Raw genomic sequence first — 14,335 nt, forward strand, 5'->3', positions numbered from 1 at the left:
GCGCAGACCCGGCTTGTGGTCTATTGCAAGGCCTGCACTCCAGCCACCAACCAGCCACTTTGGCCACTCTTGGGTTTGGTCATGTTCCAGACTTCGCGGAACGGACTGGCTCCAGCCGACGGCTCTTCGCGGATCATGCCGGAAAACTCGACACTGGCCATGTAGTCGTCGCCCAGATCTTCAATGCCCAGAAGTTGCGCCTCAATCATCACAACCTCGGTGAGACTGGCTGCACCGCCACCCACTTCGCGTTCGGCCAGTTGCGCCTGGATTTCCTTCAGCATCCCATCGGTCATCATGACGCGCAAGGCATTGACATCGGATTTATCCCACGCTGCCTGCAAGGAAACGTAATTGGCTTTCGCCGCCCTGAGAAAACCTTCGGTATCAAAACCAGCCGGAATTCCCCAATTTTGCGAACCGGACAAGCCCGAACCAATCATGGACCCCGAACCCGCGGGCAAAGCCTTCAGCGCATCGAACGTCGAATTGCTGCGTTCCCAAGGTCGGGCGGAGGCGTCGTTACCCACGTTTTCCGGTCGATAGCTGACCGGTGCCTGAATCGTGTTTGCGCTCGACGCGCCCTGAAATGCAAATGGCGTGCTGCCGGCATTCGCGGTTTGCGCCGCCCTGCGGGATCGCATGAACCAGCCGACCGCCATCATGATGACCAGCGCCAGCAGCGCAAACATCATGAATTGACCAAAGGCTTCGCCCAGGCCCAGTGAATTTGCCAGCCAGGCCAGGCCCAAGCCGGCCGCCAAGCCGCCCAGCATGGCACCCCAGGGCCGCTTGGGCGCGACAGTAGCCGGAGCGGCGGGCGCCGGTGCGGGAGGTTTCACTGCGTTCTGCGCCGGCACCGCCTGACGCTGCGTCACATTGCTTGACTGCCGGCCAATAGACCTCCCGCCACCAAGACGCGCGGCGTCGGCATTGACGCTTACCAGCAGAAAAAATACCGCCAGTACCAAGGACCAAAATTTCATAATATCTCCCAAATATTCAATCGATCAGTTGAGGACGGTTAGCAAAATCACAAGCCTCAGCACTTGACTCCAACGTGCAAGGCCACCAGTCCGCCGGTCAGGTTATGGTAATCGACATGACCGAAGCCACTGCTCTTCATCAGGGTTTTCAGTTCCTCCTGTCCCGGATGCATGCGAATCGACTCCGCCAGGTAGCGATAACTGGCATCGTCACCGGCTACCAGCTTGCCCAATTGGGGCAAAACATTGAAGGAATACCAGTCATAGGCTTTTTCCAGCGGTGGCGCCACTTTGGAAAACTCCAGCACCAGCAACTTGCCGCCCGGCTTGAGCACCCGGTTCATCTCCGCCAGCGCGATGTCCTTGTGCGTCATGTTGCGCAGACCGAAGGCCACACTCACCAGGTCGAAATGGTTGCTGGGAAAAGGCAGCTTCTCGGCGTCACAAACCAGCGTTGGCAGCACCACGCCGGCGTCCAGCAAGCGATCCCGCCCGGTGCGCAACATGGCTTCATTGATGTCGGTATGCACCACGCACCCGCTTTTCCCGACCTTCTTTGAAAAGGCCAGCGCCAAGTCGCCCGTGCCACCGGCAATGTCCAGCACCCGATGACCCTCCTGGAGGTTGGCCACCAGTACCGTAAAGGCCTTCCAGGCACGGTGCAGCCCCATCGACATCAAGTCGTTCATCAGGTCGTACCTGGGCGCCACCGAATCAAACACGCCACGCACGTGCTTTGCTTTTTCGGTTTCTTCAACCGATTGATAACCAAAATGTGTTGTTGTCATGGCTCCAATGGTAGCAGCGTGGCTGACTTTCGCACCGACAAAACGCGCTTTGCCGTCTCTACGGGCCCCTGCTATTGCCAGTTCGCCACAATCACGGGGTTCAAGGCAGCCGCGTCGCTGGCCGTCAGCGCCGAGTACGCTGTCAGCGACTGGCGCAACTCGATCCGGCCTTCTCGGGCATGGGGGTATCGCGCTCGACGCCGGCGGTTTTCAGACGGGCCTCGTAGTCGGCCCACAGCTGCTCTTGCCGGGAGCCCAGGAAATAAAGGTAATCCCAGGAAAAAATGCCGGTGTCATGGCCGTCGGAAAAAGTCGGCTGCACAGCGTAGTTGCCGACTGGCTCAAGAGCGGTCAACTCCACCTGTCGCTTGCCGGTCTGCAACACCTCCTGCCCCGGTCCGTGCCCCTGCACGTCGGCTGAGGGCGAGTACACCCGCATCAACTCGAACGGAATGCGAAACTCGGCGCCGTCCGAAAAACTCACCTCCAGCACCCTGGACTGACCGTGCACCGTAATCGCCTGCGGCGTCGGAGCGCCTGATTGCAAACCTGCCATTTGAAATTACCCTCGACAACCCGTTTTTGCGAGTTGAAAACCAATATGAAACCGGTCCACGCCCAAGCGGCGTGCACCCCAACTGCCAATGCACGGTACCACGCTTCCAGCCACAACAGGACCGCCACCTCGGGAAAAGCCGTAGCCAGGCAATGCCTATTATTGTGCAATCACTTGGTGGTGAAGGTAAACGCCCCATCCCAGTTGGTGCCGGGTGGGTGCTGGCGCAAGTACGTTATGCGTTTTGCATACACGTCGTAAAGGTAGCGATCCGGGTAGAGCCCCTGCAACTGAGCAAATTTGGCTTCCGCCAGTGGCCAGTTCTGTTCCCGATAAAAGCCCAACGCCGCCTCGTGCAGTGCCAGTTCTTCCTTCAGTGCCGGACTTTCCTGTCCCGAAGGGCAGATCGGCTCAAAAATGGCCACCGGTTTTTCCTTGCCCTTGACGCGCACGCGATCAAGCTCGCGGTAGACAAAGTCCGGCACGGCAGCCCGGGTGAACTCGCTAACCATGATCTGCACGCCGTATTCCTTGGTCAAGCCTTCCAGCCGGGAACCCAGATTGACAGCGTCGCCCATCACGGTATAGGCCAGGCGGAACTCCGAACCCATGTTGCCAACCGTCATTTCGCCCGTGTTGATGCCAACACCAATCCTGATCGGCGGCCAGCCCTTGGCCTTGAAATGATCCTGCAACGCTTCAAGACCCTTGATCATGTCCAGCCCGGCCAGCAGCGCATGCCTGGCGTGCTGCTCGTCACGCACCGGGGCGCCCCAGAAAGCCATGATGGCATCGCCCATGTACTTGTCTATGGTGCCGCGATGCTGGTGAATCACATGCGTCATGGGGGTCAGAAATTCATTCATCAACTGCGTCAGCTGGGTCGGATCAAGGCCCTCTGAAATCGTGGTGAAGCCGCGCACGTCTGAAAAAAGTACCGTCAACTCCCGGCTTTCGCCGGCCAGCGAGTAAGCGCCCGGGTCTTTCGCCATTTCATCGACCAGTTCGGGCGGCACATACTGGCCGAACAAGCCGCTCAATAAACGCTTGCCGCGCGACTCGATAAAAAAGCCATAGGCCATGTTGAAGACAAAAAGGGCCGTCGCCAGCAGCAGGCCCGAAGCCAGGGGCCAGACCTCGTGACTGAACTTCCACATCGACAGATTGAAAGCCAGCAGGGCCGCCAGCACCGCCACCGACAGCGCGCTGGCCCACAAGGGGCTGAGCACCGGTAACGCCAGCGCCAGCAGCGCACCGATCACCAGCACCAAACTCAATTCGAACCCCAGCACATCGGCCGGGCGCCCCTTGATGTTGTTGTCGATGATGCCGGCGATAACGTTGGCATGCAGTTCCACGCCCGGATAAACGTCCTGCATCGGTGTCGAGCGCAAATCCATCAGTCCCGGCGCCGTGGAGCCGATCAGCACAATGGTGTCGCGCAAGATTTCGGGCGACACCTTGCCCCGCAACACATCACTGGCCGGGACGTAGGCAAAGCTGCCCTGCTTGCCGCGAAACGGAATCAGGGCCGCAACATCGCGATCGACGGGAACGTGCCGTGTGCCCAGCTTGAGGTAAGTCAGGGCGTCGATGGTCTTCTCGTTGTCCTCGTAGCCCAGTTCAATTTTGGGCTCACGCAAATTCAATCTGGCCACGGCCAGCCCCAAGGTCTCGTACAAGGCACCGTCATACCTTTGCAGCAGCGAAATGCGCCGGAACACGCCGTCCGTATCCACCATCGGCGAGGCATTGTAAAAACCGCCGGCCGCGGCGCTGGCCTGCAATTCCGGCAGATTCGCGGCAAACCCGCTGGCATCGGCGGCGCCGACAATGTCAGCTTCAAAACCACCTCGAGGCAGCGCCGGCGGCGGCAAGGTACCGACACCGGCACTGCGCTGCTGCTGTTCATGGCGGAAGTAATAGCCCAGGACCACGCGTCGGTTTTTCAGGCTGTCGGCAAACAACTGGTCGTAATTCAGTTGCGGCTTGAGTTGGTCCAGCGCCGACTTGAAATTTGCGTCGCCGCTCAGTTCCGCCCGGGCCAGCGCTTCCATGCGATTGAGCCCGGAACTCTCATCGCGTTCCGCAAAGATGAGGTCGAAACCCAGCACGTCGACTTTGTACTTGTCAAACAGCAAATCGATCAAGTGCGCCAACTTGTTCCGCGACCACGGCCAATGACCTTGTTCCTGCAAACTTTTCTCGTCAATGTCGACGATCACGATGCGCGGATCACGTTCCGCCGGCATGGTCCATTTGAGCCTGAGGTCGTAGCTGAAATTTTCGAGCCGCTTGACAAATCCCAGGTCATAGGCTCCCTCCACATGCAAGGCCATCAGCGTCGTCATCACCAAACTGAGGCCGATGCGCAGCGCGTGGCGTTTGAAGAAGCCGGTATTTTTCATCTGCGAAAACCGATTCAGAAATTGGCGGTCAAATTGAGATGAATTTTTTGATCTCCGGTCTGCGGCAAGTCCGAGTTGCTGGTCATCGGCAAGACACTGCCGACCAACAAAAGACCCCAGTCCAACGAGAAACCGTAAGCACCCGAACCGTAGCGCAACCCCAGCCCAATGCTGACCAGATGATCCGCGCCGGGTTTGTTGGGATTCAAATCCGGGTTACGGTTGCGCAACCAGCCGGCATCCAGGAAACCGAGCGCACGCAGTCCCGGCCTGAGTTCAGGGCCGGTGATCTCCAGCGACGAAAACAGTCCGCTGTCACCGGCGATGGCACGCTCGCCGGTGCCGCGCACCGAGGAAGCGCCGCCAAGACCAAACTGCTCACCCGAAATCAGCGCGCCGGCACTGTACTGAAACTGCCCGCGAGCACTCCACATCCAGCCCGACCCGAAGGACGACAGGTAGTTGGCGCCGCCACGCAAGGCCTTCCAGTTGACACTGGTGACGCGCACATCCTCACTTTGGTAAGCGGCCAAATCATTGCCGCGGCTGCCCGGCAGATTGATGGCCAGTTCGGTGTTGTAGCCCCATACGGCGGCATCCGACTCGACCCGGGCGGTGTAGCCGACGCTCAGGGGCCGACTGCCGCGCTCCAGCTGGCCCGGCACCGGAACATCATTGACCAGGGCGACATTGAACAGTTTCTGATCCAGCCCCAGCGTCACATAGCTTCGCCGTCCACCGTCGGGCTCCAGGTAATGGCTGTAATTGACGCCCAAGGTCTGCCCGGCACCGGTGCTGTTGAAAGTACCAAAGCTGCCCACCACGTCGGAACGGGTGTAGGCCAGGCCCAGCACGCCGCCCTGCCGATACAGGGGAACACGGTAATTCAGACCCAATTGCTTAACGTCCCTGACCCGCTCCAGAGAGGTGGTGTAAGCGGCTGAAAATTGCTGATCCAGATCGAACAGATTTGAATGCCCGCCCACCAGCGACAGCCGGTCCCGACCGGTCGACACCGACCCCGTATTGGACAAATTGGCCGAAAAATTCCACGGTTTGACTTCCCTGACCAGCAGCTTGGCATCAATCTTGTCGGCCTCCTCGGACTCCTTGAGCGACACCTGTATTTGCTTGCCCTGGTTCTCGTTGGCAATCGCGGTCTGAATCGCCAGTGCCCTGAAATTGGGCGCCTGGCCCTCCTGCAAGGCCGGCACGCTGGCGCGAATATTGGCCTCGCTGTGGTGCGTCTGTCCCTCCACCGTGACCTTGCCAATCACAAACCTGACAATATTCAAGGTCACCGTGGCGCCCACTTCCTGTGGCGGCAAAGAGACCCGATGCAGGGCAAAACCTTGGGCCTTGAGCTCAGCCTCCAGCGCCGCCGTGGCTTTTTGCATGGTGCTCAAGGTCGCGTCGGGCCCGATGAATGGGGCCAGCACGCGGGACGTCTGTTCCTTTGACAACGGGTTATCTCCGGTCAAATTAAAACCGCTGATGCTGAAACGCGCCGTGGCCCCGGTCGCCGCCGGCATCGCTTGCTGTGCAGACCCGCAGCCAGGCCAGAGCAATGTCGCCGCTGCCAGCATGCTGGCTAGCGTACTTTTTGCACCTGAAACCGGCCCGCTGCTACTGAACAAATTTGGCATAAAAAACAGTACCTCTAGCGACATTGATTACTGGACCGATTTCTGACCTCGCCGACGATGCCAAGCAACATGGGATTGGGGTTGTTGGGCAAGGGCACTCTGTCAAACTGGATGAACAAGGGGGTTTCGATCGGGCGACCGGTACGGCCATCGGCGCCGGCAAATCCGGTTTCGCCGCGTCCCAGTTGCAGCGTCTCGCTGGCTGAAGCCACCTCAACGTGGCCCTCCCGCACCGTCACAAACAAGCCCTCGTCCTCGACCGACACACCACCGTTGGAGAACAGCTGCTTCATGTTGACCGGCACCGTGTCAGGCCTTTGCAGTCGCTCCAGCGTCGGAGCGGTCAAGGGCCGAATGACCGTGCGACTGACAAACAAACCCTGCCCCGCTTCGAGTATCTGCAAAGCGGTCCTGCCCGCAGCGGCCACCTCGATGCTCCCCAGCCAGGTGAAGAAACTGCAACTGACGGGCTGCTCCGGGGTTGCCCCTTCCTCAGGCGCCGGGCAATCAAGATCCAGACCGGTTCCCCGGATACCGACCGTGGCCGTGGGAGCGACAAATTTGACATTTCGGTTGTTCGCCTTGCCAATCAATCCGGTCAGGGCGCGCATCGAGCCACGCACCAGCGAGATGAAAAAACGCCCCTCGGTCGGATTCTTGTCATCAAACACAAAACCGTCCACCTTGAAGTGGGTGCTGGAGCCCAGCGTCAGGCGACTTTCGTCCCGGAATATCAGGACACCCTTGGAAACCGGACCGGTTTCCACCGTTTCGCCCGGGTAGACGCTGGCGCCTTCCACCAGTTTGCGTTTGCTCCCGGAGCCATCGGTGGCGCTGATATCCCCTTGCGCCGAGATCAGCTTGGCACTGGCCTGCACTGCGTTGGGTTGCGCCTTTTCCGTCACCTTGGCAGCCTCGGCCTTGCATTCCTGAGCGCAAAGACGGGCATCGAAATCGGTGCCATGGATAGCCACCATGGCATTGGCCGTCTGAATTTTTGCCGCATTGGGTGCATCCTTGGAAATCGCACCGGTGACGGCCCGAAACCCGCCGCGCAGCAATTGCATCAGCATGGCGTTGTCTGGCGCGCCCTCTTTGAACTGGTATTGCTGCACGATCATTTCAGAATTTGGCCGCAGCGTCATGCGGGTTCCATCCTGCAACCTGATGATGGCCGCGGAGTCCTCGGCGATCGTCAGGCGGTCCCCCTCCATCAGCGGTAAACCCTTGCCCAGGGTACGCGGCAACTGTCCCGGCGTTTGGGCAAAACCGACACCGCGCGAAAACTGAACCTCGCCGGCGGGCTGGGCCGCCGCCGCCAGGGCCGCCACCATCAACATGGCGCCAACCAGCGGTCTCATGGCAGGCCGGATCAGACGGCTATTGATCAGCGCAAACATATGTCGCCCTCAAGCATTGTGCTCTTCTTGTCCTTGTCGGTGGAACCGAGCGGGTCGAGGCTGACCAGCAGCGGTGCAACAACGGCTTTTTCGAATTGAGTCACGAAGGCCACCACGTAATCGGTCGGTGCGCTGCCGCTGGCGGTGGACAGAGACCCGGGCGGTGCAACGACCGAAGTGCCCTGGGCCGGATAGCTGACCGGATTGCCAAAGCTGGTGGCTGACGGGCCTAGCGTCACGCTGCCGCCGGCACTGACGACCAGTCCCAGCGCCGCCGACACCTTGCTGTTCTGCACAAAATTGTTGGCCGCGCGCAGCCCGATGGCGCCGGCGCTGGAGACCAGGTCGCCGTTCAGGGTCAGGTTGCCGGCACTGGTCAGGTCGGTGGCCACCAGGTCGATATCGCCACTGGCCGACACCCCTGCCGAGCCAATCGTCAGGGGGCTGTTGGCCGTCATCGATACCTTTCCGCCGTTGGCCACCACGGGGCCCGAGGTGCTGATGCCGCCGGTGTTGTACAAGGTGATATTGCCGGCCGCCGTATGGATACCCTGAACATCGATCACGCCCACGTTGGTCAGCTCAATATTGCCGCTGCCGGTGCTGGCCGCTTTGAAACTTCCAATCCGATTGCCGGCATCATTCAACGTTGTACTTCCCGAGGACTGGGTTGACAACAAGCCCGACGCGATCAGAGCGCCGCCTTGCCCAATGTTGCCACTGGGCGCAGTCAGGCTGATCGCCGGCGCGGTGATGGCACCGACGGTCAAATTGCTGCTGTTTTGGGTGATCTCCACCGGTCCACTGGCGGCGATGCTGCCGGCGCTCTGACTGAAACTGCCGTTGACGCTCAAAGAGCCGGCCAAATTGAGTGAGCCACCGCTTTGGTTGTACTGAGGTGTGCTCAAGCCGCTGCCAATTGACAAGCTACCCCCAGACAGGGAGAAGCCACCTGCGCCGCCGAGCGCCTGCAGGCTGGTGCTGCCTGCGCCAGCGTCATAGGTGACCAGCACGCCCGCTGGTATGGCAACCGCCAACACGTTGGAAGCGTCCGGCAAGGCATCCCAATTGCCGGCATCGCTCCATTGGCCGCTGCCCGCCGCAGTCCAGGTCGACAACGGCCGCACGGTGATCGTGCCCTTGGCGCTGGCAGCACTGCCGGCCCAGGTGTAATTGGCGGCATCGGGCCCGCTCAAGGCAAGGTTGCTGAGGTTGACCGTTTTGCCCACACCGACGTTTCTGTCGCCAAAGGCGGCGCTGACGCTGCCAACGCTCACCTTGTCGCCACCGATCAGACCGGTCAGGCTGGCGTTGCTGGCGACCGCCGTTGCCGTGGTGTTTCCGTCGTAAACCTTGTCGTTGATGACGATCCCGCTGACCCCGGTGATCGCCGCCCGGGTGATGTCGGCCGTGGTTGAGGCTGGCGTTGCGCTCAAGGTGTAATTGCCGGCATCGGCGCCGCCCAGGCTCAGCCCGGTGATATTGACGGTCTTGCCAGTGCCGGCGTTCTTGTCGGCAAAGCTGCCGCTGGCGGCAGCCACCGCTACGTTGTCGCCGCTGAGGGCCCCGCTCAGGATCGCCGAAGCCGTGTTCAGGGTGGCGCTGGTGTTGCCGTCGTAGACTTTGTTGTTGGCGGCGATACCGCTCACCGCGGTGATCGTTGCCTTGTCGATGGTCAGCGTGCCATTGACGTAGCCCAGCGTGTAGTTCGCGGCCGTCAGGCCCGCCGGCGCAATGGCGTAGCTGCCGGCGCGGCTGGCACCTTGCGCGCTGCCGCCATAGCTCGGGGCGCCGGCCAGCACGGAGGTGGTCTCGCCATTGACGAAGCCGCTGTAGTTCACGCCATTGCCGCCGGTGTAGGCCAGCCGGTCGTAGGTCTTGCTGGCATTGTTGGCGCTGACCGTCAGGCTGGCGGGTGTGATGCTGCCAATGTTGCCGGAAACACTGTTGGGCAGGATGTAGTTCGACAGATTGGTGCTGCCCAGCGGACTGAAATCGGTGGCCGCCAGGGTGGTGCTGACCAGAATACCGCTGCCCACGTTTTGCGACGCATAAGTACCCGTGGTCTTGGTCACATACGCCGAGTCGGCATTGACAAAACCACTGAGCAAAAAGTTACCTGGCGCCAAGCTGGCATTGAGCGTGCCGTCGTAGGTCTTGTTGGCCACGCCGGTGAGCGAGGCGGTCAGGTTGACGCCGGTGAGTTGGGCCGGGTTGACGGTGTAGCTTTGCGCCGTCCCGGTGCTCAACGCGTACGGCAAGGCGGGCGATAGGCCGCTGTACTGCAGCGCATAGCTGCCGGCCGGGGTGCTGGCGCTGATGGGCCAATTCGAGTAGCTGACGCCGCTGCCGACGATCAGCGCCGCCGTAAGAGTGTCTCTGGCGTCCAGCCCGCGCAAGGTGTAGCCCGCAGTGGCCGTCGCCGGGCTACCGTAGGTGCTTGAGAGGGTGCCGCCAAAGTTAGCATCGACATAGAGCGGCGACGCGTAGATGAAGCCGCTGCCGCTGGCCGCCACGCTGCCTCCGTAGGCCGTGTTGTACTGGTAGAGCGTCGGGACCAAGCCGTTGGGCACTATGCTGGGAGCCGGTGCATACACCAGCCAGCGACCGCCCGTCCCTGTCACAAATTCTCCGGCACCGTGGAGGTTGCTGAATCCAGTTCCGCTCACCACCTTGATACTGCCTGAAGTGGTGCTAATCGGAGTCTCCACCGAGACCGTGCCATCGGCCTTCAACAGAACGTCGCCAGTGCCACCATTGATGCTGGAAAGCGCAGCCACGGCAATACCGCCACCGGTCGCGGCAACGGATACGCCATTGCCGGAAATGCCACCCGAGTCCACGGCTGTCGCAACGGCACCGGCGTTCGCCACGGTAACGGCACCCCCGGTATGGATGGTACCTAGCGTGACGGGAATCTGGTTGCGCAAAGTGATGTCGCCGTTGACCCCCGTGGCCAGGGTCGTCGGAGCCCAAGCCGACAGCGAGGCAACCTTGGTGTCAAGACTGATGGCCAAGCCGCTGGCAGCACCGTTCTGGCTGGTGATGGACAAGCTGTTGCCTTTGACATTCAACGCGCTGCCATTGTTGTCGAGAACGCTGCTGGCAGCGGTGATGAAAACCTGCCCCGCGGCGGCGTCAAGCAAGCCGGCCGCAATAGCGCCGCTGGTACTGGTGTAATTGATGCTGCCACCGGTCGTCTGCGTCTTGACGAGGTTTCCGCTGCCCAGTGTGCCCATGGCGATGGCTCTGCCAGTGACGGTAACCGAGCCGCCAGTCGCGGAAATATTGCCGTTCTGCACAACATCCCTGCCGCTATTGAGCGTCACACTGCCGCTGCTGGCCGAAATATCGCCATTGAGGGACAAATCATTCGCAAGGCCACTGGTCTTGAGATCGACCGAGGTTCCCGAGATCGCCTTTCCGGCATCCAGGACGATGCTTCCCGGAGCGCCCCCGGTGGGACTGCCCACATCCGAGCTGATCGTCACCGTCCCCATGGAACCGGATCCCGCTGTCACATTCTGTGTCATGCGGATGCCGCCGTTGTAATCGATGACGTGAATCGAGCCGCCGCCGGTTACGTTGATGCCGTTGGTGGCGCCAACGGTGCCAATTGTCAAACCACCTGCCTTGTTGTTCTCGAACGAAATCGAGCCACCGGAGTTGGCAACACTCATCGCCACCGTGCCCACCTCATGCATCCCGCTAAGCGAAATACTGCCCGTGGAGGAACCGCTGATAACTGCCTCCAAGCTACCCACCTTGATCAGGTTTGGATTCGGATAGCTACCGGTATTCCAGATGCTGCCGCCACCCGACAGGGCCAGCACACCCGTCCCGCTGGTATTGGTAATAGGGCTTCCAATCGCAAGGTAACTGCCTGCGGAGAGCTTCACGGTCTCGGTCCCGGCCCAGGTGATTGGCGCATTGATGTAGAGGCTGCCAGCGCTGCTGGTGGCGCCGCCGCGCAGAGTCAGGCCCTTGCCGCTCGGGACGCTGATGGCCCCGGCCAGGGTGGTGGCGCCGGTGTACGCCGTGTCGTTCGATCCCAGCTCCAGCGCGGTGCCAGGAGCGAGCTGCGACAGCCCCGAAAGATAAAGACCGGTGCCGGGATTGGTACCGCCAATCCGCATGTTCTGGCTGTTCGACAGGGGTTGAATGGACAGGGAACCGACCGAAGTCAGGCTGGCTCCGGACGCCGGCAAAGTCAGGGAGTCGGTTTTCAAAACCAGGTTCGCCGTACCCGCAAGGGTCGCACCCGCAGCCATCGACACAGCGCCCGCGCGCAACGCCGCACCGGACACCGTGGTCACGGTGCCTGCCGTCAGGTTCAGTGATTTCAGGTCCGAAGTGGAACCCAAATTCAAACTGCCGCCCACCAGCGTGACCTGTCCTGCCGTGGCACCGTTCAGGGCCCCGGTCAGGGTGACGCTGCCGGTGCCCGCAACCGTGAGTGCACCCGCCAGTGTTGTCGCCCCGGACACAGCCAATGAACCACCGGCCACGCTGAGGGTGTTGTTGCCATTGATGGTCAAGGCAGCGATGCTGTCTGCCCCCGTGACATGCGTCACGGTCAGATTACCGGCGCTGATCAAGGCGGTATCCGTTGACCCTGGCAGACTGCCGCTACTCCAGTTGCCGGGCGTCGCCCAATCCAGCGTGCCGCCGCCATTGGTGAAAATGTTGGCCCCGCTACCGGAGGCATAAATCAGCCGCGCCGCCTCGCCCGTCGCCAGGTTGTAGCCCGCATGGAAACCGGTTGGCAGACTGGTGGTAGCGAAGATACCGCTGGCAGTGCCGCCCTTGGTCATGAACCCGATGGCATCAAGGCTGGCCGGCGCGTAGCCCGTCAACAGGCTGCCCGTCAGCGTCCCCCCGTTGACGACGTTCCCGGACACTGCCAGTTTGTCGAATTGACCGGTAGCCGTGCCCGCCACTTCGATCTTCAGATTGGAACTGTTGGCCAGTTGCAAATCGCCGACGATGTTCAAGGTGCCGATCACAGCCATGCCAGCGGGACTGATGGTGCCCTGGTTGAGCAAGGCAGCGGCACTGGTGCCGACCGTCAGGCTGCCGACACCCGACAACGTGCCTTTGTTGGTAGCCCCGCCGTTGAGATTGACCACGGCGCCCGTGCCCAGGGTGGTGTTGGCGCCCAAGGTGCTGTTACCCGACACGGTCAGCGAGCCGCCGGAGAGCAGCAGGTTTTCGTTGCTCATCAGAGAGCCTGCCAGCAGGGTTCCGTAAGAGGCCGTCACGGTATAAACACCGCTGGGGCGGTCAATCACCACGCTGTTGCTGGCCGTCGGCAGCGCCTGGTTGGTCCAGTTGCCTGCCACGTTCCAGTTGCCATCGGCATCCGGCAACCAGGCATTGATGTTTGACGGCAAGGCGCTGGGCGACAAACTCAGCCATGCCAGAGCGCTGCTGTATTGGGTCGCATAAGTCGAAGCCGGCGGTGTGCTGACAGTGGCAAAAGTGCCGGTGATGCTGCCTGCCCCCAGCACATTGAAAGAGTCCGTGGTGGTGGGCGCATAGCTGGCAAGATTGCTGACGTTGAGCTTGCCGCCCAGGGTCGCCGTGCCGCTGACCATCAGCTTGTCGTGTTGCGTGCTGGGCACCAGACCACCAATGTCAATGTTGATGTCGCCCGCATTGGTCAAATTGCCGGTGATGTTGAGCTGACCAATACTCCCGCTGCCCGTGGCGCCGGGACTGATGATGCCCTGGTTGACCAGGGTCGCCGTCCCCAGATTGATGAAGCCGTTACCCTGGATGATCCCGCTGGCCGGGTTGGTGAAACCGGCGCTGCGGGAAAATGTTCCGCCCGACGCCAGCTTGATCGTGCCATTGTTGTTGAAGACACTGGCGCTGGCATCCAAAGTCCCCGCGCTGGCCAGCAAGGTTCCAATGTTGTTGAAGGTCGTGGTGGAGCCGCTCAGGCTGAGCGTCTTGCCGCTGACGTTGGCATCCAGGGTGCCGTTGTTGTTGATGGTCTCGGCGCTGTAGTTGCCGTAGATCGAACCGTAGCCGCTAACTGTCAACCCGCTGCCCAGCGTCAGCGTCTGCCCGCCGGTGGATTGCATCAAGGTGCCGTTGACCATGGTCAGCGTCGCTGTTCCGGAGGCTACGTTGATCGCCTGCGCACCCGCCCCGTTGACCCACAATATGCCACTGCCCATGTTGACGTTGGCGCCGCCAGCCAGGGTCAAACCGTTATAGACGTCGAAGTTGCCGCTGATGGTCAGGTTCGGCGACGTGGCGTTGCCCAGCGTCACGCCGTACAGGTCGGGGTTGCTGATCATGCTCAGCGTTGTGCCGTCGCCGCTGATGACAGTGCCGCCCTTGATCGCCGCAGTGCTGCCGCTCAGACTGCTCAAGCCTCCGCTGCCAAAGCCGGCACTGCCGATGTCCAGCGTCTTGCCCGTGTTGTCCAGCGTTCCGGTGATGTTGACCACGCCGCCGATCGCGTGGGCTATCGTGCCCAGGCTGGCCGTGACGAAACTGCCGCCCAGGTTCAAGGTGCCGCTGGCCCCCACCTGCAAGCC

At 61.3% G+C, this 14,335-nt stretch carries 8 protein-coding genes; 1 reads left to right on the forward strand and 7 read right to left on the reverse strand.

Annotated elements, in window-relative coordinates; translation table 11 throughout:
- Positions 1-20 precede the first annotated feature (20 nt).
- The 5 genes from PHS32_RS00260 to PHS32_RS00280 all read right to left on the reverse strand — a co-directional run bounded on the left by PHS32_RS00260 (position 21) and on the right by PHS32_RS00280 (position 6,219).
- The gene (locus tag PHS32_RS00260; protein ID WP_301076743.1) at positions 21-986 is read right to left on the reverse strand and encodes a Tim44-like domain-containing protein; all 966 of its coding nucleotides are present in this window, start codon (positions 984-986) and stop codon (positions 21-23) included.
- A 56-nt stretch (positions 987-1,042) separates the two neighbouring features.
- Positions 1,043-1,774 (reverse strand): bifunctional demethylmenaquinone methyltransferase/2-methoxy-6-polyprenyl-1,4-benzoquinol methylase UbiE, encoded by a 732-nt coding sequence (gene ubiE, locus PHS32_RS00265; RefSeq protein WP_301076744.1) that lies wholly within the window; start codon positions 1,772-1,774, stop codon positions 1,043-1,045.
- Between the two features lie 142 nt (positions 1,775-1,916).
- Entirely contained in the window at positions 1,917-2,330 is a 414-nt protein-coding gene (locus PHS32_RS00270; protein ID WP_301076745.1) for a DUF971 domain-containing protein, read from the reverse strand.
- Positions 2,331-2,500: 170 nt separating this feature from the next.
- Positions 2,501-4,738: an adenylate/guanylate cyclase domain-containing protein gene (locus PHS32_RS00275; protein WP_301076746.1), complete on the reverse strand. Its 2,238-nt coding sequence runs from the start codon at positions 4,736-4,738 to the stop codon at positions 2,501-2,503.
- A 14-nt stretch (positions 4,739-4,752) separates the two neighbouring features.
- Positions 4,753-6,219, reverse strand: coding sequence for a ShlB/FhaC/HecB family hemolysin secretion/activation protein (locus PHS32_RS00280; protein ID WP_301076885.1), 1,467 nt, complete (start codon positions 6,217-6,219; stop codon positions 4,753-4,755).
- Here PHS32_RS00280 and PHS32_RS00285 point away from each other — a divergent pair.
- Entirely contained in the window at positions 6,134-6,430 is a 297-nt protein-coding gene (locus tag PHS32_RS00285; RefSeq protein ID WP_301076890.1) for a hypothetical protein, read from the forward strand. The genes PHS32_RS00280 and PHS32_RS00285 overlap by 86 nt on opposite strands.
- Here PHS32_RS00285 and PHS32_RS00290 read toward each other — a convergent pair.
- Both PHS32_RS00290 and PHS32_RS00295 read right to left on the reverse strand, forming a co-directional pair.
- Positions 6,399-7,745 (reverse strand): FecR domain-containing protein, encoded by a 1,347-nt coding sequence (locus tag PHS32_RS00290; protein WP_301076747.1) that lies wholly within the window; start codon positions 7,743-7,745, stop codon positions 6,399-6,401. The two genes, PHS32_RS00285 and PHS32_RS00290, sit on opposite strands and share 32 nt — an antisense overlap.
- A 26-nt stretch (positions 7,746-7,771) precedes the next feature.
- A complete protein-coding gene (locus PHS32_RS00295) occupies positions 7,772-14,326 on the reverse strand; it encodes a YDG domain-containing protein (protein ID WP_301076748.1) in 6,555 nt (2,184 codons plus the stop codon).
- Positions 14,327-14,335 lie beyond the last annotated feature (9 nt).

Source organism: Rhodoferax sp., assembly GCF_028714215.1.
Taxonomy (GTDB): Bacteria; Pseudomonadota; Gammaproteobacteria; order Burkholderiales; family Burkholderiaceae_C; genus Rhodoferax.